This window comes from Streptomyces sp. Inha503 (assembly GCF_047215865.1).
GTDB lineage: Bacteria > Actinomycetota > Actinomycetes > Streptomycetales > Streptomycetaceae > Streptomyces > Streptomyces lycopersici.
On record NZ_CP178360.1, the window covers coordinates 6,620,081 to 6,643,149 of the forward strand.

Annotated in this window: 23 protein-coding genes and 1 pseudogene; 16 read left to right on the plus strand and 8 right to left on the minus strand. The window is 71.7% G+C overall.

Annotated features, from left to right (window positions below):
- Window positions 1–112: 112 nt before the first annotated feature.
- On the plus strand, window positions 113–1,351 hold the full coding sequence (locus tag ACJX2R_RS27575; RefSeq protein WP_413102342.1) for an alginate lyase family protein: 1,239 nt from the start codon (window positions 113–115) through the stop codon (window positions 1,349–1,351).
- Between the two features lie 415 nt (window positions 1,352–1,766).
- Here ACJX2R_RS27575 and ACJX2R_RS27580 read toward each other — a convergent pair whose 3' ends face one another.
- The gene (locus ACJX2R_RS27580) at window positions 1,767–3,305 is read right to left on the minus strand and encodes an ATP-dependent DNA ligase (protein ID WP_413102343.1); all 1,539 of its coding nucleotides are present in this window, start codon (window positions 3,303–3,305) and stop codon (window positions 1,767–1,769) included.
- Window positions 3,306–3,482: 177 nt separating this feature from the next.
- Window positions 3,483–3,899, minus strand: a pseudogene (locus ACJX2R_RS27585) (hypothetical protein); the annotation flags it as partial.
- Between the two features lie 144 nt (window positions 3,900–4,043).
- Between ACJX2R_RS27585 and ACJX2R_RS27590 the strand changes: the two are divergent.
- The 12 genes from ACJX2R_RS27590 (at window position 4,044) to ACJX2R_RS27645 (ending at window position 16,136) form a co-directional block, all read left to right on the plus strand.
- Window positions 4,044–4,256, plus strand: coding sequence for a hypothetical protein (locus ACJX2R_RS27590; protein ID WP_413102344.1), 213 nt, complete (start codon window positions 4,044–4,046; stop codon window positions 4,254–4,256).
- Entirely contained in the window at window positions 4,178–6,898 is a 2,721-nt protein-coding gene (locus ACJX2R_RS27595; RefSeq protein WP_413102345.1) for a SpoIIE family protein phosphatase, read from the plus strand. Before ACJX2R_RS27590 ends, ACJX2R_RS27595 begins: the two co-directional genes overlap by 79 nt.
- A 240-nt stretch (window positions 6,899–7,138) precedes the next feature.
- Entirely contained in the window at window positions 7,139–8,749 is a 1,611-nt protein-coding gene (locus ACJX2R_RS27600) for a sensor histidine kinase (protein ID WP_413102346.1), read from the plus strand.
- A gap of 14 nt (window positions 8,750–8,763) precedes the next feature.
- The gene (locus tag ACJX2R_RS27605; protein WP_020869870.1) at window positions 8,764–9,192 is read left to right on the plus strand and encodes a roadblock/LC7 domain-containing protein; all 429 of its coding nucleotides are present in this window, start codon (window positions 8,764–8,766) and stop codon (window positions 9,190–9,192) included.
- Complete coding sequence (locus ACJX2R_RS27610) at window positions 9,189–9,548, plus strand: DUF742 domain-containing protein (RefSeq protein ID WP_020869869.1); 360 nt, start codon at window positions 9,189–9,191, stop codon at window positions 9,546–9,548. Before ACJX2R_RS27605 ends, ACJX2R_RS27610 begins: the two co-directional genes overlap by 4 nt.
- Window positions 9,529–10,173, plus strand: a complete 645-nt coding sequence (locus ACJX2R_RS27615; RefSeq protein WP_413102347.1) for a GTP-binding protein — start codon at window positions 9,529–9,531, stop codon at window positions 10,171–10,173. Before ACJX2R_RS27610 ends, ACJX2R_RS27615 begins: the two co-directional genes overlap by 20 nt.
- Window positions 10,170–11,468: a cytochrome P450 gene (locus tag ACJX2R_RS27620; RefSeq protein WP_413102348.1), complete on the plus strand. Its 1,299-nt coding sequence runs from the start codon at window positions 10,170–10,172 to the stop codon at window positions 11,466–11,468. The genes ACJX2R_RS27615 and ACJX2R_RS27620 overlap by 4 nt, the downstream gene beginning before the upstream one ends.
- 141 nt (window positions 11,469–11,609) lie before the next feature.
- A complete protein-coding gene (locus ACJX2R_RS27625; protein WP_413102349.1) occupies window positions 11,610–12,824 on the plus strand; it encodes a helix-turn-helix domain-containing protein in 1,215 nt (404 codons plus the stop codon).
- A gap of 104 nt (window positions 12,825–12,928) precedes the next feature.
- The gene (locus tag ACJX2R_RS27630) at window positions 12,929–13,462 is read left to right on the plus strand and encodes an ATP-binding protein (protein ID WP_413102350.1); all 534 of its coding nucleotides are present in this window, start codon (window positions 12,929–12,931) and stop codon (window positions 13,460–13,462) included.
- Complete coding sequence (locus ACJX2R_RS27635) at window positions 13,365–14,135, plus strand: radical SAM protein (protein WP_413102351.1); 771 nt, start codon at window positions 13,365–13,367, stop codon at window positions 14,133–14,135. Before ACJX2R_RS27630 ends, ACJX2R_RS27635 begins: the two co-directional genes overlap by 98 nt.
- A gap of 8 nt (window positions 14,136–14,143) precedes the next feature.
- Window positions 14,144–15,271, plus strand: coding sequence for a methyltransferase domain-containing protein (locus ACJX2R_RS27640; RefSeq protein WP_413102352.1), 1,128 nt, complete (start codon window positions 14,144–14,146; stop codon window positions 15,269–15,271).
- 253 nt (window positions 15,272–15,524) lie between these two features.
- Window positions 15,525–16,136 carry a TetR-like C-terminal domain-containing protein gene (locus tag ACJX2R_RS27645; protein ID WP_413102353.1) on the plus strand — a complete coding sequence of 204 codons (612 nt, stop codon included), beginning with the start codon at window positions 15,525–15,527 and terminating at the stop codon, window positions 16,134–16,136.
- A 40-nt stretch (window positions 16,137–16,176) separates the two neighbouring features.
- Here the strand turns inward: ACJX2R_RS27645 and ACJX2R_RS27650 are convergent, their stop codons facing one another.
- The 5 genes from ACJX2R_RS27650 to ACJX2R_RS27670 all read right to left on the minus strand — a co-directional run bounded on the left by ACJX2R_RS27650 (window position 16,177) and on the right by ACJX2R_RS27670 (window position 20,822).
- Window positions 16,177–16,887 (minus strand): DUF305 domain-containing protein, encoded by a 711-nt coding sequence (locus ACJX2R_RS27650; protein ID WP_413102354.1) that lies wholly within the window; start codon window positions 16,885–16,887, stop codon window positions 16,177–16,179.
- Complete coding sequence (locus tag ACJX2R_RS27655; RefSeq protein WP_262705279.1) at window positions 16,884–17,552, minus strand: DUF3105 domain-containing protein; 669 nt, start codon at window positions 17,550–17,552, stop codon at window positions 16,884–16,886. The genes ACJX2R_RS27650 and ACJX2R_RS27655 overlap by 4 nt, the downstream gene beginning before the upstream one ends.
- A gap of 87 nt (window positions 17,553–17,639) precedes the next feature.
- Window positions 17,640–18,053 carry a hypothetical protein gene (locus ACJX2R_RS27660; protein ID WP_413102355.1) on the minus strand — a complete coding sequence of 138 codons (414 nt, stop codon included), beginning with the start codon at window positions 18,051–18,053 and terminating at the stop codon, window positions 17,640–17,642.
- Window positions 18,054–18,317: 264 nt separating this feature from the next.
- Window positions 18,318–19,418 (minus strand): AMP-binding protein, encoded by a 1,101-nt coding sequence (locus ACJX2R_RS27665; protein WP_413102356.1) that lies wholly within the window; start codon window positions 19,416–19,418, stop codon window positions 18,318–18,320.
- A gap of 39 nt (window positions 19,419–19,457) precedes the next feature.
- Window positions 19,458–20,822 carry an aldehyde dehydrogenase family protein gene (locus ACJX2R_RS27670; protein ID WP_413105955.1) on the minus strand — a complete coding sequence of 455 codons (1,365 nt, stop codon included), beginning with the start codon at window positions 20,820–20,822 and terminating at the stop codon, window positions 19,458–19,460.
- Between the two features lie 244 nt (window positions 20,823–21,066).
- On the opposite strand from ACJX2R_RS27670, the gene ACJX2R_RS27675 reads away from it, so the two are divergent.
- The 3 genes from ACJX2R_RS27675 to ACJX2R_RS27685 all read left to right on the plus strand — a co-directional run bounded on the left by ACJX2R_RS27675 (window position 21,067) and on the right by ACJX2R_RS27685 (window position 22,595).
- Window positions 21,067–21,765: a response regulator transcription factor gene (locus ACJX2R_RS27675; RefSeq protein ID WP_413102357.1), complete on the plus strand. Its 699-nt coding sequence runs from the start codon at window positions 21,067–21,069 to the stop codon at window positions 21,763–21,765.
- A 105-nt stretch (window positions 21,766–21,870) separates the two neighbouring features.
- Window positions 21,871–22,356, plus strand: coding sequence for a hypothetical protein (locus ACJX2R_RS27680; protein ID WP_413102358.1), 486 nt, complete (start codon window positions 21,871–21,873; stop codon window positions 22,354–22,356).
- A complete protein-coding gene (locus ACJX2R_RS27685; protein WP_413102359.1) occupies window positions 22,353–22,595 on the plus strand; it encodes a hypothetical protein in 243 nt (80 codons plus the stop codon). Before ACJX2R_RS27680 ends, ACJX2R_RS27685 begins: the two co-directional genes overlap by 4 nt.
- A gap of 43 nt (window positions 22,596–22,638) precedes the next feature.
- Here the strand turns inward: ACJX2R_RS27685 and ACJX2R_RS27690 are convergent, their stop codons facing one another.
- A complete protein-coding gene (locus ACJX2R_RS27690) occupies window positions 22,639–22,983 on the minus strand; it encodes a hypothetical protein (RefSeq protein WP_262705273.1) in 345 nt (114 codons plus the stop codon).
- Window positions 22,984–23,069: the final 86 nt, after the last annotated feature.

Here is a 23,069-nt window from a genome sequence, read left to right on the forward strand (position 1 = left end):
GGAAGGTCTAGACCTTGACGTGTTCATGAGCTAACTTCCCGGACACCACAGGAGTTCATGTCGGCATCCGTTGTTCACACATACGAACTCACCCGTCAGGAGAGCCGCCCCCATGCGCACCAGAGCCCTGTATCTCGCCCTCGCCACAGCGCTGGCCGCGCTGTTCGCGGGCATCCTCAGCGGCCCGGCCACGGCCGGGCAGACCGCGCGGTCCACCGCGCCCAAGGCCGCTACCGAAGCGGCGCCCAAGGCCACGGCCAAGGCCGCCTTCACCCACCCCGGCGTCCTCGTCAGCCGCGCCCAGCTCGACTTCGTCCGCTCCAAGGTCAACGCCGGCGCCCAGCCCTGGAAGGGCGCGTACGACGCGATGCTGGCGAGCCCGTACGCCTCGCTGTCGCGCACCCCCAAGCCCCGCGCGGTCGTCGAATGCGGTCCGTACTCCGACCCCAACATCGGCTGCACCGATGAGCGCCAGGACGCGCTCGCCGCCTACTCGCTCTCGCTGGCCTGGTACATCACCCGCGACAGCCGCTACGCCGAGAAGGCGATCCAGATCATGGACGCCTGGTCGGCCACCATCAAGGACCACACCAACAGCAACGCCCCGCTCCAGACCGGCTGGGCCGGATCCTCCTGGCCCCGGGCGGCCGAGATCATCCGCTACAGCTACGACGGCTGGCCCGCCGCCTCGATCGACCGCTTCAAGACCATGCTGCGCACCGTCTACCTGCCGAAGGTCATCGGCGGCTCGAACTCCAACGGCAACTGGGAGCTGGTGATGGTGGAGGCCGCCACCGGCATCTCCGTCTTCCTGGACGACCGGACCAGCTACGACAAGGCGATCGCGAAGTACCGCGGCCGCGTCCCGGCGTATGTCTACCTGGAGTCCGACGGCTCCCTGCCCAAGACCGCGCCGGGCAGCGGCCTTGACACCCGCGACAAGATCATCAAGTACTGGCAGGGCCAGTCGACCTTCGTCACCGGGCTCACCCAGGAGACCTGCCGCGACTTCACCCACACGGGATACGGCATCGCCTCCATCGCGCACGTCGCCGAGACCAGCCGCATCCAGGGCCAGGACCTCTACCCCGAGGTGGGCGAGCGGCTGCGGCAGGCGCTGGGCTTCCAGTCGAAGTACGAGCTGGGCGAGGCCCCGCCGTCCTGGCTGTGCGGCGGCAGCGTCAAGCGCGGCCTCGGCCCGATCACCGAGGTCGGCTACAACGCCCTGCACAACCGGCTCGGCATCGCGATGGCCAACACCCAGAAGCTCACCGAGCGGCAGCGCCCGGCGGGCACGAACAGCCTCTTCCTGGGCTGGGAGACCCTGACCCACGCAGACAACCCGTCCTGAGCCCCACCTGACCCCGACCCGCCCCCGGGCCGCCCCGGGGCCCGGGGGGTGTCCGGCGGATCACTCCCCGCCCCGCCCCTTCCCGATACCAAGGGCTGCGCTCCTGGACCCCGGGGTCTGGGGGTCGGCCCGGGAGGGTCCGGCGCGATCTGGTAGCTGCGCCCCTGGCCCCCGGGGGCTGGGGCGGAGCCCCAGTTACGGGAAGGGGCGGGGACGGGAACAGCCCTCCGTACGTCGGCCGCGCCCGGGGGCTGGGGTGGAGCCCCAGTTACGGGAAGGGGCGGGGAGGGGAACAGCCCTCCGTACGTCGGCCGCGCCCGGGGGCTGGGGCGGAGCTCCAGTTGTGGGGAGGGGCGGGGTTGGGAACGGCCCGCCGCAGGCGTCAAGGTCCGGCCGCCGCCCCCGAGGCCCCCGCTCACCCACTCCGCAGCGCCAGCACCGCCTCGACCGTATCCGCCTGCTCCGCCGGTTTGTCCTCCCGATAGCGCAGCACCCGCGCAAACCGCAGCGTGACGCCCGCCGGATAGCGGGACGAGCGCTGGAGCCCGTCGAAGGCCACCTCCACCACCAGCTCCGGCCGCACCCGCACCACCCAGCCGTCGTCACTGACCGCGATCCCCAGCAGCGCCTCCGTCTGCCACTCCAGCATCACGTCGGTCAGCCCCTTGAACGTCTTGCCCAGCATCACATACGTGCCGTCCGGCGCCCGCGCGCCCAGATGGAGGTTGGACAGCTTCCCGGTGCGGCGGCCGTGCCCCCACTCCGCCGCGAGCACCACCAGGTCCAGCGTGTGCACCGGCTTGACCTTCAGCCAGGACGCCCCGCGCCGGCCCGCGCCGTACGGCGCCTCCAACCCCTTGACCAGCACCCCCTCATGCCCCCGGGCCAGCACGTCCGCCGCGAACTCACCGGCCGCCCGCCGGGTTTCCGGATCCGCCGGGTCGTCGGCCACCAGCCGCCGCACCCGCCGGGGCCCGGGGGCGATCCGGGCCAGCTCGGCATGGCGCTCACGGGTCGGGAGGTCGAGCAGATCGCGGTCGTCAACGACGAGCAGATCGAAGAAGACGGGGGAGAGCGGCAGCGCGGCCGACGCCCCGGCCACATCGAGCCGCGAGCCGACGCGGCCGGAGGTCTCCTGGAACGGCCGGGGCCGTCCCTCCGCGTCCAGCAGGATCACCTCGCCATCGAGGATCGCCCGGTCCACCGCGAGCTCCCGCGCCGCCGTGACCACCTCCGGCAGCCGATCGGTGATCTCGTCGAGGGTGCGGGTGTAGATCCGTACTTCCTCGCCGTCCCGGTGCACCTGCACCCGGATCCCGTCCAGCTTCTCCTCGACCGCGCACGCCCCCAGCCGGTCCATGGCCTCGTCGAGGTCCTTGGCGCTCTGCGCGAGCATCGGCAGCACGGGCCGCCCCACCTCGAGCCGGAAGTCGGCCAGCGCCTCGGGGCCGCGTGCCAGCAGCGCTTCGGCCACCGCGCCCAGCGACCCGCCGAGCATCACCGCCCGCCGCACCTCGGCGGCCGGTGCGCCGACCGCCTCGGCGAGCCCCTCCACGGCCAGCCCCTCCAGTGCCCCCTGCCGCAGCTCCCCGCCGATCAGACCGAGCAGAAAGCCCTGCTCCTCCTTGGTCGCGGCGGACAGCAGCTCGCCCACCAGCCGTTTGCGGGTCGCCGCCGCACCGGTGCCGGCGACCGCCGCCACCCGGCTCAGGGCCTCGTCCACATCGAGTACCGCGAGCGTCGGCTCGGCGGCGGGTTCCCGCCGGTGGCGCAGGGTGGACCAGCCCACTCCGGTGCGGCGCTGGGGCAGCTTGCCCGCGAGGTAGGTGATCACCACGGCCGCCTCGGCCGGTTCCGTACGCCGGAACAGCCGGGCCAGTGCGGCGATCTTCTCCGAGCGGGCGGAGGTGGCCGCGACCTGGCGGGAGGTCAGCGCGACATCAGCCAGCAGCATGGCTCCAGCCTGCCCCGCGCCCTGCCGGGAAGCCAGGCATCACGTCCCTCAGGCGGTGCGTCCCGCCTCGGGCCCTCCCGCCTCGGGCCCTCCCGTCCCGGGCCGTCCCATCTCGGGCCCTCCTGCCCCGGGCCGTCCCATCTCGGGCCGTCCCATCTCGGAGCGTCCCGCGCCACCACGGCTCGGCCCGGCGCACAGCGCCCAGATCACCAGGGCGTCGACGATGAGCAGCACCGTGGCCCAGACCGGGTAGTACGGCAGCCACAGGAAGTTGGCGATGAGCGCGAGACCGGCCAGCACCACGCCCGTGACACGGGCCCACATGGCACCGGTGAACACCGCGAACCCGGCGACCACCACGGCGATCCCGAGGGCCAGGTGGACCCAGCCCCATCCGGAGAGGTCGAACTGGAAGATATAGCTCTGCGTGACCAGGAAGACCCGGTCGGTCCGGATGGCCGAGATGCCCTGGAGCAGGTTCATCAGACCACCGAAGATCATCATGACACCCGCGAAGACGAGCCATCCGCTCACCGCCCGGTGCATATGGCCCGGGGCGGCCCCTGTCTGAACTCCACCGGCGTGACTGGCCATGTCGGGCTCCTTCGTCCGGTGCGATCGGCGCCGCCACGACACCGATTCGCGGCAATAAGGGTGAATTACCCTTTTCTCAGATTTGCATAGACCCCCGTCCTCGGCACGTCGCCCGCCAATGGGCGCACCGCGGATTCGCCATGGATGCGGAAAGTCGCGCATGGTGCGCGGAAGGTGACGGACGCCCGGTCACCGGAAGTGGAGATTCGCCTTCCAAGAATTCCCGGTGTAGATGTATGTGTATGGCCCGGTATATGGGTCGATCGTGGGCTGCCCGCATGTTCCCCGGTCGGCGCCCACGGAGTCGGCGGCGGGAACGCCCGGAGGTGGCGGGCCGGCGCTTTCGATCCTGGCTGAACGTTCGCAGCGTCGCCGGGCAGGTCTTCATCCTCCAACTCGTGATCGTGCTGCTGCTCGGCGCCGCGGCCACCATCGCCCTGGTGCTCCAGGTGCGGCACGACGCCACCGACGAGGCCCGCGGCCGGTCCGTCGCGGTCGCCGAGTCGTTCGCCAACTCCCCCGGTATCGTCCAGGCCCTGCACAGCCCCAACCCCACCAAGGTGCTCCAGCCGAAGGCCGAGGCCGCCCGGAAGAGATCCGGGCTCGACTTCGTCGTGGTCACGAACGACAAGGGCATCCGGTACACACACCCCAAGCTCAACCGGATCGGCAAGCACTACGTCGGCAACATCGAGCCGGCGCTGCACGGGCACACCACCGTCGACACCGGCCCCGGCACCCTGGGCGAGGCGATGGACGCCGTGGCACCCATCTTCGACAGCCACCACAAGGTGGTCGGCTTGGTCGGCGCGGGGATCACGATCAAGAAGGTGAGCGGGCTCGCCAACCGCCAGCTGCCGCTCCTCGTCGGCGCCGTCTCCGCGTCACTCGTCCTCGCCACCGGCGGCACCGCGCTGGTGAGCAGGCGACTGCGGCGGCAGACCCGTGGCCTGGACCCGATCGAGATGACGCGGATGTACGAGCACCATGACGCGGTGCTGCACTCGGTGCGCGAGGGCGTGCTGATCCTCGGCGACGAGGGGCGGCTGGTGCTGGCCAACGACGAGGCGTCCCGGCTGCTGGACCTGCCGCCGCGGCCGGAGGGGCGGCTCGTCGACGATCTGGGCCTGGAGCCCCATGTCGCCGACGTCCTGGCCTCCGGGCGCGATGTCACCGACGAGGTGCTGGTGGCCGGCGACCGGCTGCTGGCCATCAACAACCGGCTGACCGACCGCGACGGCGGCCCGCCCGGCAGCGTCGCCACCCTGCGCGACTCCACCGAGCTGCGCGCCCTCTCCGGCCGTGCCGAAGTGGCCCAGAAGCGGCTCAAGCTGCTATACGACGCGAGTGTGGAGATCGGCACCACGCTCGATGTGAGCCGTACCGCCGAGGAGCTGGCGCAGGTGGCGGTGGACCGCTTCGCCGACTTCGTCACGGTCGACCTGGCGGAGACCGTGGCGCGCGGCGAGGAGCCGCTGGCGATCGGCGGTGTCGAGATGCGCCGCGAGGCGGTCCACGGCATCCGGCCCAACCACCCCTTCTACCCGGTCGGCAAGGTGTTCTCGTTCGTTCCGTCCTCGCCCCAGGCGTTCGGGCTGAGCGGGGGCGAGCCGGTCGTGGAGTCCGATCTCTCCGAAGCCACCGGCTGGCAGGCCCAGGACCCCGAGCAGACCGCCAAGGTCATCGAGTACGGGGTCCGGTCGCTGGTCACCGTGCCGCTGCGGGCCCGGGGCGTGCTGCTGGGCGTGGTCAACTTCTGGCGGATGAAGCAGCGCGAGCCCTTCGAGCAGGAAGAGGTGTCCCTCGCCGAAGAGCTCGCCTCGCACGCCGCGGTCTGCATCGACAACGCCCGTCGCTACACCCGCGAGCACACCATGGCGGTGACCCTCCAGCACAGCCTGCTGCCCCGCGCCCTGCCCAGCCAGAGCGCCCTGGACGTGGCCTTCCGCTATCTGCCGGCCGAGTCGGGGGTCGGGGGTGACTGGTTTGACGTCATTCCGCTGCCGGGGGCGCGGGTGGCGCTGGTGGTGGGGGATGTGGTGGGTCACGGCTTGCACGCGGCGGCGACGATGGGGCGGTTGCGGACGGCGGTGCACAACTTTTCCACGCTCGACCTTCCGCCCGATGAGATCCTCTCCCACCTGGACGATCTGATCGCCCGGATTGACCAGGACGAGGGTCCTGGTGGGCCGGACGGCGACGGCAGCGCCGGCGGGGGCGGCAGTGAGGGCATCACGGGGGCCACGTGTCTGTACGCGATCTACGATCCGGTGACGCGGCGTTGCACGATGGCGCGGGCCGGTCATCCGCCGCCCGCGCTGGTGCGTCCGGACGGCTCGGTGGAGTTCCTGGACCTGCCCGCGGGGCCGCCGCTGGGCCTGGGCGGGCTGCCGTTCGAGACCGCCGAGGTCGAGCTGGCCCAGGGCAGCCATCTCGTCCTCTATACGGACGGGCTCATCGAGGACCGCCGCCGGGAGATCGACACCGGTCTGGAGATGCTGCGCCGCGCCCTGTCCCACCCCGCCCGGACCCCCGACGAGATCTGTACCGAGGTGCTGGACGCGCTGCTGCCCAGCAACCCGAGCGATGACATCGCCCTGATCGCCGCCCGGACCCGGGTCGTGGGCGCCGACCGCGTGGCCTCCTGGGAGGTGCCGTCCGACCCCGCGGCGGTGTCCGGGGTGCGCGCCGAGGTCATGCGGAAGCTGGCGGAGTGGGGGCTGGACGAGGCCGCGTTCACCGCCGAGCTGGTGCTCAGCGAGCTCATCACCAACGCCATCCGGCACGCCACCGGCCCGATCCGGGTACAGGTCCTCCGCGACCGCGCGCTGATCTGCGAGGTCTCCGACACCAGCAGCACCTCCCCGCATCTGCGGTACGCGGCGACGACGGACGAGGGCGGCCGGGGGCTGTTCCTGGTCGCGCAGTTCGCGGAGCGCTGGGGCACCCGCTACACCTCGGACGGCAAGGTCATCTGGGCCGAGCTGGCGATTCCGTAGCGTCGCCGGGCGGGCCGACGGCGGCGGCGCAGGCGGTGGCGCAAATGGCTGCGTCAATGGCACCGTCATATGCGTCCGGAACATGACGCTTCACAGCGCGCCGATTTGACGGGCCGTCATGATCCATGTGTTGAGAGGGCCCGGTCAAACCGACGTGACTCTACTAACATGTGGCGCCCACGGCTTGATGTCCGCGTGGTCCAGCCAAAATCCCTCAACGCGCCCATGAGGACCTGATAGATGTCAGCACACATATCCAGCCATCCGTACAAAGGGCCCTCGGTGACGCGCGGGGCCCTGACCGTCCCCCTGCTGGCAGCCGTCGTCGCCGCCGGAGCGGGACTGTGGGTGACCACCGCGGTGCCATCCGCCCAGCGCGTCTTCGTCGCCGTCTTCTGCGGGGCCGCCGCCGTGCTGCTCGGGGTGGCGCTCGCCGTCGCCGCCAACCGCTCGCGGACCATCGACCGTCTCCAGGAGCGGGTCACCTCGCTGGAGACCGCGGCCGCCGCGCGGGAGATCGAGGCCACCCGGCTCGCCGAGGAAACGATTCCCTCCGCGGTACGGCAACTGCGCGAGGGGGGCTCGGTGGAAACCGTGGTCACCCGCATGGAGCGCCCCACCAGCCGGGCCCACCAGTATCTGCTGCGGACCCTGCTGCGCGAGATCGGCGACGGTGAGCGGATGCGCGCCTCCGCGATGGCCGCGTGCGCCAACGCCGCGGGCCGCGTCCAGGCGCTGGCCACCAGCATGCTGGCCGACCTCCGGGAGATGGAGAACCGCCACGACGAGGCCGTCCTCGGCGATCTGCTGAAGCTGGACCACACCACCGCCCAGGCGGGCCGGATCGCGGACAGTATCGCGGTGCTGACCGGTGCCCGCTCCGGGCGCCGCTGGACCAAGCCGATCGTCATGGAGTCGGTGCTGCGCGGCGCGATCGGCCGGATCAGCGCCTTCCAGCGGGTACGGGTCCACTCGACCAGCAACGCCGCGGTGGCCGGTTACGCGGCCGAGGGCGTCATGCACGCCCTCGCCGAACTGATGGACAACGCCGCCAGCTTCTCGCCTCCCACCGAGGAGGTGCACGTGTACGTCGAGGAGACGCACGCGGGCGTCGTGATCACCGTCGAGGACGGTGGCCTGGTGATGGGCCCGGCCGCCCTGGACCGCGCCCAGAAGGCCGTCTCCTCCGAGAGCCTGGACCTGATGACCCTGTCCGGCACCCGGCTGGGCCTCGCGGTCGTCGGCTGTCTGGCCCGCAAGCACGGGCTCACCGTCTCCTTCCGGCCGTCCGCGCGCGGCGGCACCGGTGTCGTCGTCCTGATCCCGCAGCAGCTGGTCACGCACATCAACCAGGACGCCGTCGTCCTCGACACGCCGGGCACCGTCCGCACCGGGGTCCCCCGGCAGACAGCCGCCACGCCGACCGCCACGAGCGCGTCCACCGCCACGGTCGCGCCCGCCCCGACCGCGTCGGCCCCGACCGCGTCCGCTCCGGCCGCCGCGCCGTACGCGTCGCCGGAGACCGCCCCGGTGTCCCCGTCCCCCGCACCGTCGTCCGCGCCGGAGCCCTCCGCGCAGCCCTCGCGGGTCAATGGACTGCCCAAGCGGCGCCGTGGCGAGACGCTGGCCGCCGCCACCCGCGCGGCCGCCCAGGCGGCCGACGAGACGGAACCCAAGCCCAAGGCCAGCCGTCCACGACCCGAGGAAGCCGGAGCCCGCTTCGGCGCCTTCCGCCAGGCGGCTCGCGGTACGTCCGCCGCCGGTACCCCGTGTGACACCGAGCCTTCGGTATCCGCAGATCACACCGAGTCCACCGAGTCCGCCGAGCCTGCCGAGAACGACAAGCCGTGACAGAAGGAACGCCGATGAACACCACCGACCGCAGCTTGGACTGGCTGTTGGAGAACCTGCTGGAGAAGACCCCGGGCTCGCGCCACGCCCTGGTGCTGTCACGGGACGGCCTCAAGCTGTGCCTCTCCTCCGGGTTGTCCGTGGACCAGGCCGATCAGCTGGCGGCCATCGCGTCGGGCATCCAGAGCCTCGCCCATGGCGCGTCCATCGAGTTCGGCGACGGAAGCGGCGGCGTACGGCAGTCGATGACGGAGTTCCACGGGGGAATTCTGTTCATCGTCGAGGCCGGCGAAGGCGCCCATCTCGCCGTGGTGGCCCATGACGATGCCGATGTCGGCATCATCGGCCACAACATGAACGAGCTGGTCGAGCAGATCGGCGACCATCTCCGGGCCGCTCCCCGGGTGGAAGCGGGCGGCAGCGGCGGCGGGGCGAAGGCATGATCCGAGGTCCGCTGGACAAGGAGGGCCCGGACCGGCTGTACACCGTCACCGGCGGCCGCAGCCGGGCCGACGAGAGCCGGTTCGACATGGTCACGCTGATCGTCAGCGAAAGCGATCCCACCCCCGGGATGCAGTCCGAGCACGTCAAGATCCTGCGGATGTGCCGCCGCCCCCTGTCGGTCGTGGAGATCTCCTCGTATCTGGAACTGCCCGTCAGCGTGGTCAAGATCCTGCTGTGCGATCTGCTGGACACCGGCCGGATCACCGCGCGCCATCCGCATGCGGCCCGCCCCGGCGGCCGGCTGCCCGGGCCCGAAACCCTGAAGAAGGTGCTCGTTGCACTCCAGAATCTCTGAGACCACCGTGAGCACCGCGCTCCCCGGCGGCGCCGGACACGCCCCGCTGCGGGAGAGCGCGAGCGACGGTCTGAAGATCGTGATCGTCGGCGGGTTCGGCGTCGGCAAGACGACGATGGTGCAGTCCGTCAGCGAGATCCGCCCGCTCAGCACCGAGGAGACGATGACGCAGGCGGGCATCGGCATCGACGACGCCTCGTTCGTGCGCCACAAGACCACCACCACGGTGGCCTTCGACTTCGGCCGGATCAGCCTGGACGAGCAGATGGTGCTCTATCTGTTCGGTGCCCCGGGCCAGGAGCGGTTCTGGTTCCTGTGGGACCGGCTGTTCTCCGGGACGCTGGGCGCGGTCGTCCTGGTGGACACCAACCGGCTCTCCGACTCCTGGTACGCGCTGGACCGGCTGGAGCACCACGGCACTCCGTTCATCGTGGCCCGCAACAACTTCGCCGAGCCGCAGCACACGCTGGAGGAGGTGCGGGAGGCCCTAGACCTCCCGCCCGAGGTGCCGATGATCGAATGCGACGCCCGAAAGCGCGACTCCAGCAAGGCCGTACTGGTCGCGCTCGCCCGCTACCTCTACTCCCTGTCCACCAACGGCTCCGCCGGGGAGACCACCGCGTGACCACCCCTGACCCCACGTCCCCGCTGGACGCCCCGCCCGGGGCGGCGCCCGAGCCCGTCTTCCCATCGGCCCCCGCACCGCCCGACGGGGTGGTGCCCCCCGGGTCGGTGCCGCTGGACTACGGGCGGTTCCGGGACGAACCGATGGAGCTCTACCGCGAGCTGCTCCGGGACCACGGCCCGGTCGTGCCCGTCCTGCTGGACGGCAAGATCCCCGTCTGGACGGTGCTCGGCTACCGCGAGGTGGTCCGGGTCACCACCGACCCCAACCTCTTCGCCCGTGACTCCCGCCGCTGGCACTCCTGGCATCTGGTGCCGCCCGACTGGGAGTTGACGACCTTCGTCGGCTACCGCCCCACCATGCTCTTCAGCGAGGGCGCCGATCACCAGCGGCGGTCCGAGGCCATCTGCGACGGTCTCGCGTCGGTGGACCAGTTCGAGCTGCGCGCACAGTGCGAGCGCGTCGCCGACCAGCTGATCGACACCTTCGCGGGCAGCGGCCGGGCCGATCTGGTGGCCGAGTACGCCAGCCAGATCCCGCTGCGGGTGGTGACCCGGCTCTACGGCCTGGACGACACCGAAGCCGCCGCCATCCAGAACGATTCGCTCCACCTCACCGGCAACGACGCCCCCATCGCGCTGCAAAAGATGCAGACCCGGATGGAGGCGCTGATCAAGCGCGTCCGGGAGAACCCCGACCAGGTCAACGTCGCCGCCCATCTGGTGTCCCACCCCGCCGGGCTCACCGACGACGAGATCATCAACGACCTGCTCGGCTCCATCTACGCCGTCCAGCAGCCCACCAGCGACCTGATCGGCAACGCCCTCCGGCTGATGCTGACGGACGAACGGTTCGCCATCACCCTCTCCGGCGGCCGCCGCAGCGTCGGCCAGGCGCTCAACGAGGTGCTGTGGGAGGACACCCCGGTCCCGTTCTGGATCGGCCGCTGGGCCGCCGATGACACCATGCTCGGCGGCCGCCGCATCAGGAAGGGCGACTGCCTGATGCTCGGCCTCGCCGCGGCCAACGCCGACCCCGACGTCCGCCCGGACTTCCACGCCGGCGCCGGCGGCAACCAGGCCCATATGGCCTTCAGCCACGGCAAACACGGCTGCCCCCCGGCCGCCCGCGAAATCGCCGAGGTCATCGCCACCGCCGCCATCGAGGTCCTCCTCGACCGCCTCCCGGACGTCACCCTCTCCGTCCCCGCGGACGAGCTCGAATGGCACGTCACCCTGATGATGCGCGGCGTGGCCGCCCTCCCCGCCGAATTCACCCCGGCCCACCCGCGCTGACCGCCCCCCGGTCCCCCGGAAACGCACCGCGCACCGCCGGGGGACGTACGGGGTACCGGTTCCCTCCATACGGTCCGCGCGAGGGCGTAGCGTGGAAGCCACATCCGCCTGATACCTGATGGTGAGTGGGGGACCAGTGCCATGGGCTGTGAGGACGAGCAGGGGCTCGGGGAGCGGATCGCTCGGTTCCGGGTCCGGCGCAAGCTCACCCAGGAGCGGCTCGCCGAACGGGCGGAGCTGTCCGTGGACGTGGTGCGCAAGCTGGAACAGGGGCAGCGGCAGACGGCGCGGCTCTCGACGATCAACGCCCTCGCCCGCGCGCTCGATGTGGAACCGTCCGTACTGATCGGTCAGCCGACCACCTTCGAGGCCCGCCAGGAGGGCGACTCGCCGTCCGTGCTCGCGCTGCGGCAGGCCGTCTCCCCGCTGACCGAACTCCTCGGTGAGGACACCGACCCCGAGGCCCCGCCCACCGTCGGGGCGCTGCGCGCCGCGTTACGGTCCACCGAACGCATCCGGCGCGAGGGGCGGATGGCCGAGATCGGCGTCCTGCTGCCCCAGCTCATCCGGGATGCCAGGACGGCGGCACATGCCCACAGCGGCGCTGACGCCGCCGCGGCCCATGCGGTGCTTGCCGAGGCGTATCAGGTGGCGGCCACCACGCTGGCCGCACTGGGCAAGGAGGACGCCGGGTTCACGGCGCTGGAGCGCTCCATGGAGGCCGCCCGGCGGTCGGACGATCCGCACCTCGAGACCATGGGCGTCTCCACGTTGTCGTGGATCCTGACCAAGCAGGGGCGGCTTGAGGACGCCGAACGTGTCGCTCTGACCGCCGCCGAGCGGATCGAGCCCGGATTCCGGTCCCGGCCCATCGAACTGTCCCTGTGGGGAATCCTTCTGCTGCGTGCGGCGACCGCGGCCGTGCGACGCGGCAAGCACGACGCCGTGGACGAACTGCTCAACATGGCGACGGCCGCCGCCTCCCGCATCGGAGAGGACCGCCTCGACTACGCCACACCGTTCGGCCCGACCAATGTCGGTGTCGCCAAGGTCAACTTCCTGGTGGAGATGGAGCGCGGCGCGAAGGCGTTGACCGCGGCCCGTGCCGTTCCCGAACTCCACCGGCTTCCGCCGACATGGCGCGCCCGGTTCCATGTCGACCGCGCCCTGGCCTGCGTCGACCTCGGCAAGGACGACAGCGCCGTCCGCGCCCTCCTGGCCGCGGAGGGCGACGCCCCTGAGTGGATGCGCTACCACGGAACGGCCCGGCGGGTGGTGGCCGAACTACGCGGCCGCGAGCGCCGCCGCACCTCCCCCGTGACCGAACTGGCCGACCGGCTCAACCTGGAGGGGTAGGACGAGTCGTCCCACCCGCGCGTCAAAGTGGTACGTACGGTCACTGTCCGGTCGCTCACAGCGGTCATAGCGTGCGCTCACGTTCACGAACCGCGAGGTCCGCCATGATTGTGACCACCACCCGCCCCTCCGGGCACCCCGGCTACACCGAGACCCTGCCGTGCACGGCCCCAATCGCCGCCACGGCTCGTCGCCTCGTCCGTACGGCGCTGGCGGTCTGGGGCATAGAGCACTGCGCCGACGCCGCCACCCTCATCGCCTCCGAACTGGTGGCCAACGCGGTGGACCACACCGACTGCCGCGTCATCCGCGTCACCGTCACCCGCCCCGCGCCCGACGTGGTCCGCATCGCCGTGACGGACAAGTGCCGCACACTGCCCGCGCCGCGCACCGCCGGGCCCGACGACGAGCGGGGACGGGGTCTGGCCGTTGTGGAGGCGTGCGCCTGGCGATGGGGGGCCGATCGGCTGCCCTGGGGGAAGCGGGTGTGCTGGAGCTTGTCAGCTCCAATGCACACAGTGCTTTGCCGAGTCGGGGCCGATGGGCACGCGCGGCATGATGACGGTCGGCGATTGGCGACGGGTGATCAGCGACGCGGCGGCACTGGGCGCGCGCGAGGTACAGCTCATCGGAGGTGAGCCGACCACGCATCCGGCATGGGCCGAATTGGTCGACCATGCGCTGAACCTCGGCCTTCACATCGAGGTCTACAGCGACTTGTTCCACATCAAGCCCGGTTGGTGGCGCCTGCTCGCCCGCGAGGGCGTGAAACTGGCCACCAGCTACTACAGCGACCGCGCAGCGGAACACGACGCCATCACGACCCGACCGGGCAGCTACGAACGCACCCGGGCGAACATCGCCGAGGCCGTACGGCGCGGTATCCCGCTGCGTGTCGGCATCGTGTCCGTCCTGTCGGGGCAGCGGGTGAGCGAGGCACGTCGGGAACTGGAAGCGCTCGGCGTGACGGCGATCCGCGCGGACCGCATGCGGCGCCTCGGCCGTGCCTCGCCGTCCGAGGCCGGGGCGGACACGGCGGAGCTGTGTGGGCGGTGCGGGCACGGACAGGCGGCCGTCCTGCCCTCAGGTGAGGTGACCCCGTGTGTGATGGCGCGATGGCTGACCACCGGCAACGTCCGGGAACGGGGCTTAGCCGCGATCCTGGGCGGCGAGGCATGGGCCGAGGCGCTGAGCGCGATTCCGGCCCGCGCCGGGCGAGGTCCGTGTGACCCTGACTGCAAGCCCGCGTCGGACGGCGGCGACTGCTCGCCTGCCGAGCAGGAAGCATGCGACCCGAAGTACGGCGAATGAGGAGGCTCATGGACTGGAAGCCCCACGCCGAACGTCTCGCGGCCGAGGCGACCCCGCCCGTCTCGCGGTGGCGGGACGTGGTGGCCGCCACCCCCCGGCACGTCTTCGTGCCCCGGTGGTGGGAACCGGCGGGCGGCGGCACGTGGGCGTTGCGCGACGGGCCGGCGGACGAGGCGGCGTGGCTGCGCGCGGCCTACTCCGACACGTCGCTGGTGACCCGCGTCGGCCCGCTGCACGCCGACCGGGCAGGCCCCGACGACCGGCCGCGCGGCGTGCCCACATCGTCGAGCACCATGCCCGGCCTGGTGGTGCGCATGCTGCGCCACGGGCTGTTGTACGACGGCGCCGACCTCGGCCTCATCGGTACGGGTACCGGGACCAGTACCGCCCTCGCGGCTCGGCGCCTCGGGGACAAGCACGTCACGGCCATGGACGTGGACCCGTACCTGACCGAGACGGCGACCGATCGGCTTGCCTCTTTGGGTATGTCCCCCCAGGTGGTCACCTGTGATGTCACGGGGCCGCTCCCGGGGGACTTCGACCGCATCGTGTCCATGGTGGCGCTGCACAACCTCGTCGGCGTGACGGCCGCGCTGCGCCCCGGCGGGCGTCTGGTCACCACGCTTGCCCATATGAACGTGATCGTCACGGCCGACAAGGACGCGGACGGCGGCGCGCGCGGGGTTGTCGAGTGGGACCGGGCCGGATTCATGAGCACCCGCACCGGGGCCGACTACCCGCCAGGGACGGCAGAGTTGTTCGCGGCTGTACGGGACCGCGAAGGCGAGCAGGTGACCGAGGGCCGCTATCCGGTGCTCAATGTCGCAGAGGCGTGGGACGTGCGCGCCATGCTCGAACTCGCCGCGCCCGGCGTCGAGACCCACTACCAGGAGCGCGGCGAGCGGCGCACGGCATGGCTCGTGCACGCAGACGGTTCATGGGCGCGCGCTTCGGCGACGTGGATCGACCCGCCCACCGTTCACCAAGGCGGCCCGCGGCGCCTGTGGACGGTGCTCGAACGCATCCGGCACCGGCTGAACGCCGAGGGCAGTCTGCCGATCTACGGCAGCCGCGTCCACATCACGCCTGACGGGGTGTGTCACTTCACGCGCAAGTGGTCGGCCTCCTACGGCTGACCTCACCCGACCGCCCCGCCCTGAAGACCAGAAGAAAGAAGAGGAGCGTGCTGGACCTTCCTTCCCCTCGTGAGGAAGGTCCGGCAAACTCTGCGCCGTACTGGCCTAATGCGCTGTAGCGCGCATTAGGTAACGGGTGTCACACTAGCGAGGGGTGTGTACGCCGTGCAACGGGTTACCGAGCGTTCGGCGCCCGGATGTCGTGAAGATCTGGTGCTCACGAAGGGTGGAGGAGCCGTAGAGTCGGCGCGTCATGACTGAGCGACCACCACATGGGTCGGCTCGCCCCGGGGGGCGTACGGCCCGGACTCGGGCCGCCGTGTTGGCGGCCGCGTACGAGGAGCTCGACCGCGACTCGTTCGCCGAGCTCACCCTCGATCGGCTCGCGCGGCGGTCGGGGGTGCATGTGTCGACCATCCGGCGGCGCTGGCGCACGGTGGAGGGGGTGGTCGTCGATCTGCTGGCCGAGCGGAGTTCGACGCTGCCCACCCCGGACACCGGTGACTTCCACCGGGACCTGAGGGAACTCACCCAGGCCATCGCGGACTTCAACAACGCCCTGCGCAACCGCAATGTCATGCAGGGGCTGCTCGCGGCCGCCGCGCATGACCTCCGGGTCGAGGAGATCGTCCGTAACGCGTTCGTGCGGCGGACCGAGGAGGTGACCCTGATCGTGCGGAACGCGGTGGAGCGGGGGGAGATCCCCGAGGAGACCGACCCGTGGGAGGTCATCGCCTCGCTGGGGGCGCCGCTTTACTACCGGGTGCTCATCCTGCGCGGGTCCATCGACGACCGGCTGGTGCACACCACCGTCGAGGCGACGTATCAGGCGGCCCGGTCCGGGGTGTTCGCGCGGAAGGGGTGATGGCGCCCCGCGGGGCGAGGGGCGCCATCGGTGGGCGGTGTCAGGAGGACGCGCCGCGTGCCTTGAGCATGTCGGCCATCAGCTGGATCTCCGACTGCTGGCCCTGGACCATCGTCCGGGCCAGATGCTTCTCGGTCGAGTCCTTGACCAGTTCGACCGCCCCCTTCGCCATCTCGACGCCGCCCTTGTGATGGGCGGTCATCAGCTTCAGGTAGAGCACCTCGGCCGCCTTGCCCTTGGCCTTGCGCAACTCGTCGAGCTGGCTGTTGGTGGCCATGCCCGGCATGAGCGAGCCGTCGTGCGGCTTGTACGTGGAGCCCATGCCCTTCATCGAGCCGTGGTCCATGCCCTCCATGCCGTCGGACGACGCGTGCTTCATCCACGTCATCGGCGGGTCCTCGGACGTCTTGTCCAGCCCCCACATGTCCAGCCAGCCCTGGAGCATCCCGGCCTGGGTGGCCTGGGTGCTGGCGATGTCGAACGCCAGCCGCCGCACCTCGTCGTCGTCGGTGCGGTCGCGCACGATGAACGACATCTCCACCGCCTGCTGATGGTGGACGGACATGTCGCGGGCGAAACCGGCCTCGGCCGAGGTGTCCTTCGGCGTCCCCGTGTCGGTCGAGCCCTCCGAGCGGTCGCTCGTCAGCCACAGCACCGCCACCGCCACCAGCGTCAGCAGGGCGAGGGCGGCGGCGATCCCCGCCACCAGCGGCTGGCGGGAGGCGCGGCCGACGGCGGTCCCGTCGCTCACGAAGTCTTCCCGTTGGTGCAGTAGGCGCCGGGCTCGGGCGTCTGCTTGCCCTGGACGAACTTCTTGAAGAAGTCGGCCACCCGCGGGTCGGACGCCTTCTGGACGTCGAGCTGATTGCCCCAGGCGTTGAGGACGATCGGCGCGTCCTGCTCCTGGTAGGGGCTCATCAACGAGTACGGGGTCTTCTTGACCCGCGCCGAGAGTGCGGCGACGTCCTCCTTCGACGCCTTGTCGGTGTACGTCACCCACACCGCGCCGTGCTCCAGCGAGTGCACCGCGTTCTCCTTGGTCAGCGGCTTGGTGTAGACATCGCCGTTGCAGTTCTGCCAGACCTGGTTGTGGTTTCCGCCGACCGGCGGCGACATCGCGTACTTCACCGAGCCCTGGACATGCGTCCGGCCCAGGTTCTTCCAGGTCTTCATGCCCTTGAACTCGCCGGTCTTCACGACCGACGAGACCACCTTGGCCTCCTTCTTCTCCTTCTTGTCGCTCGCGTCGACGAGGAAGTAGCCCCCGACGGCCAGTCCGGCGACGATCACCGTGACCGAGGTGATGGTGATGATCCGGTACCGGCGCTCGCGCGCCTTCTCGGCGCGGCGCAACTCCTCTATCTTCGCGCGGCGGTCGGCCGCCGCGCCCTTCGTCTTCGATCCCTTGGAGCCCATGGCTGTCCTCAACCTCGCAGTTCGCGCAGTTCGCGCTGTTCGCACGCTGGATGGGTGGAGCGGTGCATCGCGGTGACCGGCGTCGGCCTAGGTCCGAAGTACTTGGAGCTGGTGGAGGCCGAGGGCGCGGACGGGATGGTCCGGCGGCGCCCGGGCGGAGTCCGGGGCCCGGCGGCCGTCGGGCGGCGGAACCTCGGCGAGGGAGGGCGGGGGTACGGGCGTGGGCACCAGGGCCTGGACGACTCCCCGGGGGCCCGCGACACAGTTGTCGCTTCCGGTGCCCGAGCCGGAGGTGTCGAACGGGCGGTGCCCGGGAGCCGGATACGCGACCGGCTCCTCGTGCGGCTGGGCCGACGCGGTCTCCGCCAGGCGGTGCGGGCGGCACCCCGTCGACAGGGCGCCGTGGCCGGCGGCGGGATGGACGCACGAGGGCGCCACCCATATCGCGGCGGCGAGCAGCAGCACGGCACGGCAGAGGACGGAAGGCACGGTGCCGCGCACCGGGTCCCTCCGTATGTGGCCTATGTGGCCCCTCCGTATGCGGGCCTCTCCTCCGCGCTGCCCTCTGCCCATCGCGCCAGATCGTAACCACTGCGACTGTCGCGGCTGAATGGGTCCATGGCGGAACGCGGCAAACGCCTGGTGGCGGCCGGGTGCCAGCGGCTGGTGGCGGCCCGGTGTCAGCGCCTGGCGGCGGCCCGGAGCGGCTGGTGGCGGCCGGGTGTCAGCCGCGCCGCCACCCCCGGCGTGAGGACACGTCCCCGATCAGTAGACGCCCTCGATCACGACCTCGTCGTCGAACATCGCCACCGGCCCCACATCCGCCACCGAGTCCCCGACCGCGCCCTCCGGCGGCGGGACGCGGATCGCCAGATCGCGCTCGAGGTTGTTCGGCAGCAGGGCGGACTTGCTGACGTGGTTCATCACCACCTGGCCGCGCTCGCCGTACGGCACCGGACGCCCGCTCGCCGGGTCCACCACCGAGAAGGTGACGAACGGCGTACGCGGATCGAAGACACACGGCTCGTCCGGGCCGAGCCCCAGCCGCTCGGTGGCACCGCCCAGGATCATGGTGTTGCCGTAGGTGCCGTAGAGCTCACAGCCGGGGAAGACCTCGGTGCGCAGCAGATCGCGGGTGTCGGCGTCCATATGGGCGCCGCCCCACATGATGCCCTTGACCTTCTCCCCGATCAGCTCGATGAGGTCGTCGTGCCGGGCCAGCCGCTCCAGCAGCGGCGGGGTGGTCATCAGCACCCCGATGTCCTGGGTGCGCAGGACGTACGCCGCCTGCTCCACCAGGTGGTTCACATAGGCGTCGGTCTCCTCGGCCTTCCCGGCGGAGATCAGCTTCTTCACCCACCGCGGATCCATGTCGACGCGGAACATCAGCCCACCGTGCCGGGCGGCCGTGCCCGCGACCATCTCGCCGACCATATGGGGGCCGCTGGGCGCGATGGCGAGCCAGTCCACCCCGCGCGGGATGCCGAGCCCGTCGAGGTCGGCGCTCAGCCCGTGGGTGAGGCGGTCCAGCCAGTCGCGCAGACACACGATCCGCTTGGGCGCGCCGGTGGTGCCGCCGCTTTCGAAGACGCCGACGATCCGGGCGTCGGGGTCGTAGCCCTGGGGGATCAGATCGCGCACCGGCACGTCGCGCAACTGGCCGGTGACGTTGGGGAAGAGCGCGAGATCGGCGACGCCCTTGACGTCCCGCCGCGGGTCGAAGTCCAGCGTCTCCGCCTTCCGCAGCCAGAACGGGGAGCCGGTGTCCGGGCCGAAGTGCCACTCCATGGCGGCGCGGATGTACTCATCGGGGTCGGGGCGCTCGTCGTAGGGGATGTCGAGCACCGAAAGGGAAGCGGTCGGCACGGGATGCTCCTCGCGGATGGCGGCGGGGGACTCATGGGGTCAGCCGCGGATGACGGCCTTCGTACGCATCAGGAACTCGCCGAGATACGCGTCGTGCGGGATGCCCGGCGCGATCCAGTGGGTGGGATGGTCGCCGATGTAGAGGTTCTTGATGGACGGCTCGGCGAGCAGCCCGTCCAGCAGCGCCTCGTCCCCGGTGATCGCCGTGACCACCAGGCTGTCCCGGAGCGCGGCGACGCCCGCCTCCCGCGTCCAGGGGGCCACCCAGACGCAGGGGAACGACAGCTCCACGCCCAGCCGCGGGTCCCGCGGATCGTCGAGCTGGAAGACGGCGGGGCGGAGGGTGGCGCTGCCGTCGCCGAGGTCGTCCACCACGCCGTCGCCGCCCAGCCACGCGCGGGCGCCCGCGGCCTTGCCGAGCAGCAGGCGCTCGAAGCCGCGCGCGACCTCGAGCGGATGGACCGGCAGCACCGCCTTCTCGTCCTGCGGAGGCAAGCTGGGCAGCGCGGCGAGCCGTTCCGCCAGCGCCTCGGCGACCGGCGCCGGGTCGCCCTCGACGAGGACGGCGGTGGCGTTGACGCACGCGGTGCCGCCGTGGCGGGCGATGGAGTCGACGACGACATCGAGGTGGTCGCGCCACTCCCGGTCGGCGGTGATGAGGATCTTGGAGCGGCCGGGCCCGTTGGGCAGCGCGGCCGGATCGGTGGCGTAGCGGTCGATGACCTCCTGCCCGCCGTAGACCATGGAGAGGTCCGCGCCGTGCAGGATCTCGCCCGCCGCGTCGTGGTCGGTGGGCAGCAGCACCACCTGATCCGTCCCGAACCCCGCCTCGCGCAGGGCGCTGACCAGCCGGTACGGGGTGAGCGGCTCACGCCGGGAGGGGCGTACGGCCACCCGGTAGCCCAGCGCCAGCGCCTCCAGCCACAGGGCGTGCACGGCGGGGTGGTTACCGGCGGCGTGCACCGCGAAGACATCGCCGCGCCGGATCCACACCGCGGTGCCGCCGCGGGCGTACGGATCGCGCCAATCGCCCACCGCCCCCACCGGGCGGGCCGCCTGGACGCTGCGGTACGCCTCGGTGGCGCTGAGCCGTATCGCCTCCACGGCGATCCGCACATTGGCGAGCGGGGTGCCCGACATCCGGCACACCGCGCCCTCGTACGCCCCGTACGTCATCCCGGCCACGGTGCCGGTGGCGAACAGCTCCCCCGCCCGCTTCAGCGCGGCCAGCCGCTCCTCCAGGGGCGGGGTGCCGGCGGCGCGCAGGGCGGCCAGCGCCCGGGTGACGAACAGCCGGGGCACCAGGGACAGTTCGGCCATCGGCGTGCCGGTGACATCTTGGACGGTGAGGCGGTGGCGGGAGCGGTAGGGCCCCTTGGGCCCCAGCGCGTCCAGGGAATCCAGGGAATCCAGGGAATCCAGGGCGTCCAGGGCATCCGGGTCGGTGGCGGGCTGGGACACGCTGGCTCCTTCGCGGGCGCGGAACACACCGGCTCCTGGGCGGGCGCGGCGGGAAAAGGGTGAACCAGACCAATCCCACGGCGCGGACGGGACGGAGTCAATTGGCCCAAAGGCCATGCCCGCGCCCTTGACACGGGCCGCGCGCACGGCGGGGCACGTACCATGCCGGGCCGGAGGTGGTACGGACATGGCAGGCACGGGCAGCGGTCGCGTCCTGGTGACGGACGACGACGCGGCCATCCGGCGGTCCCTGGAGCGCGGGCTGCGGCTCAACGGGTTCGCCGTGACCCTCGCGGACGGCGGCCACGCCGCGCTGGCCGCGTTGCGCGACGGGGCGCCCGATGTGGTGGTCCTGGACATCTCCATGCCGGACCTCAGCGGGATCGAGGTGTGCCGCAGCCTGCGCGCGGACGGCAATGACGTGCCCGTCCTGATGCTCTCGGCGCTCGACGAGGTGGCCGACCGGGTGGCCGGGCTCCAGGCCGGGGGCGACGACTACCTCGTCAAGCCCTTCGCGCTCCAGGAGCTGGTGCTGCGGCTGCACGCCCTGCTGCGCCGCCGTCCGCCCGCCGCCACCGACCGGGTGCGGGCCGGTGCGCTGGAGATGGTGCCGGAGGCCCGGGAGGCGTGGCTGGACGGGGTGGAGCTGCGGCTCACCCGGCGCGAGTTCGAGCTGCTGGACGTGTTCGCCCGCAACGCCGGGATCGTGCTCACCCGCGATCAGCTGCTGGATCGCGTCTGGGGCTATGACTTCGACGTCCGTACGGACGCCGTGGACACCTTTGTCAGCTATCTGCGCCGCAAACTGGAGGCGGGCGGCCGGCCGCGGATGCTGCACACGGTGCGCGGTGTGGGGTTCGTCCTGCGCCCCGCCGAAGCGCGGTAACTCCGGTCCACAGAGTTTCCACAAAGACGGTTCCTAGGTTTTTCCCCAGCCCGGGACGGCCCGGCCCCTCCCCGGCCGTCCGGCTCCAAGGGAAGGAACAGCACCATGCACCGTGGAAAGAGCGCCCTCGTGGCGTGCGCGGCCACCGCCGCCCTGCTCGGTCCGGTGGGCATCGCGGCGGCGGACGGCAGCGCCCCGGCGGACGGCAGCGCCCCGGCCTCGGCGCCGGCCGCCTCCCCGAGGGCGAAGGCGCCGAAGGGTGCGGGGGACGGCTCCCGGGGGCTGTGCGAGCGCGCCAAGAGGATCGACAAGCGGCTGGACCGCGCGCTGAAGCGGCTGAAGGGCCCGGCGACCGTCCGCGGGTCCGTGGCCCGGCTGACGAAGCGGGTGGAGCGGGCGGAGAAGGCGGACCACACCGAGGTCCAGACGTTCCTCAACCACAAGCTCACCTTCCGCAGGTCCCTCGTACCGACACTCGAGCAGCGGCAGAAGGACCTGTCGAAGGTCCAGAAGTGGTGCGCCGCGCGCGGCGAGGGATCCGGCGGCGGTTCCGGCGGTGGTTCCAGCAGTGACAAGGAATCGGCCAAGTGAAGCGCGGCCCCTGGGCCGTGGCGGCCACGGCGCTGCTCTGCGCCGCGCTGGTCACCGGCTGCGGCGGCAAGGACGGCTCGGGCGGCTCGGACGACGCGAACGGCTCATCGGGCGCGTCCGCCCCGTCGGCCACCGCACCGGCTCCGTCCGCCTCCGAGCTGGATGAGCTGAACAAGCTGGTGGACGACGCGGAGTCGGCGGCGAACAGGGCGGACTCCGACGCGGCGAACGACAACTGAGCCGACGGGTCCCGGCGCGCGGCCCCGCGCCGGGACCCGTCCTTCAAACGATCGTGACCGGGGCGATCAGACCCGCGGTGGATCCGGCCGGTACGGGGCCGGCCTCGGCGCTGACCAGATCGCCGTCCTCCAGTACCCCGGAGCCGCTGACGTCCACATGGACCCGCAGCCCGTAGTTGTCGCCGGGGACGAGCTCACCGGGGACGGTGACGCTGAACGGGACATGGCCGCCCGGGCTCAGCGGCACATCGGTGAGGACCTGCGCGGCCACGATCGACTCGGGGGTGTCGGAGCGCGACACGTTGCGCACCTCCACCACCACCCGCGCCGCCCGCCCGGCGGGGGCGTCGGGGGGCAGGGTCACGATGCCGCTGAGGACACTGCTCATTCCGAGATGGATTCCCCCGGGGGCGGAGGTCTTGTTCCGCCATCCGGGTGGTGCGCAGTGGTGCGGGGTGGTTGTGGAGGGCGCGC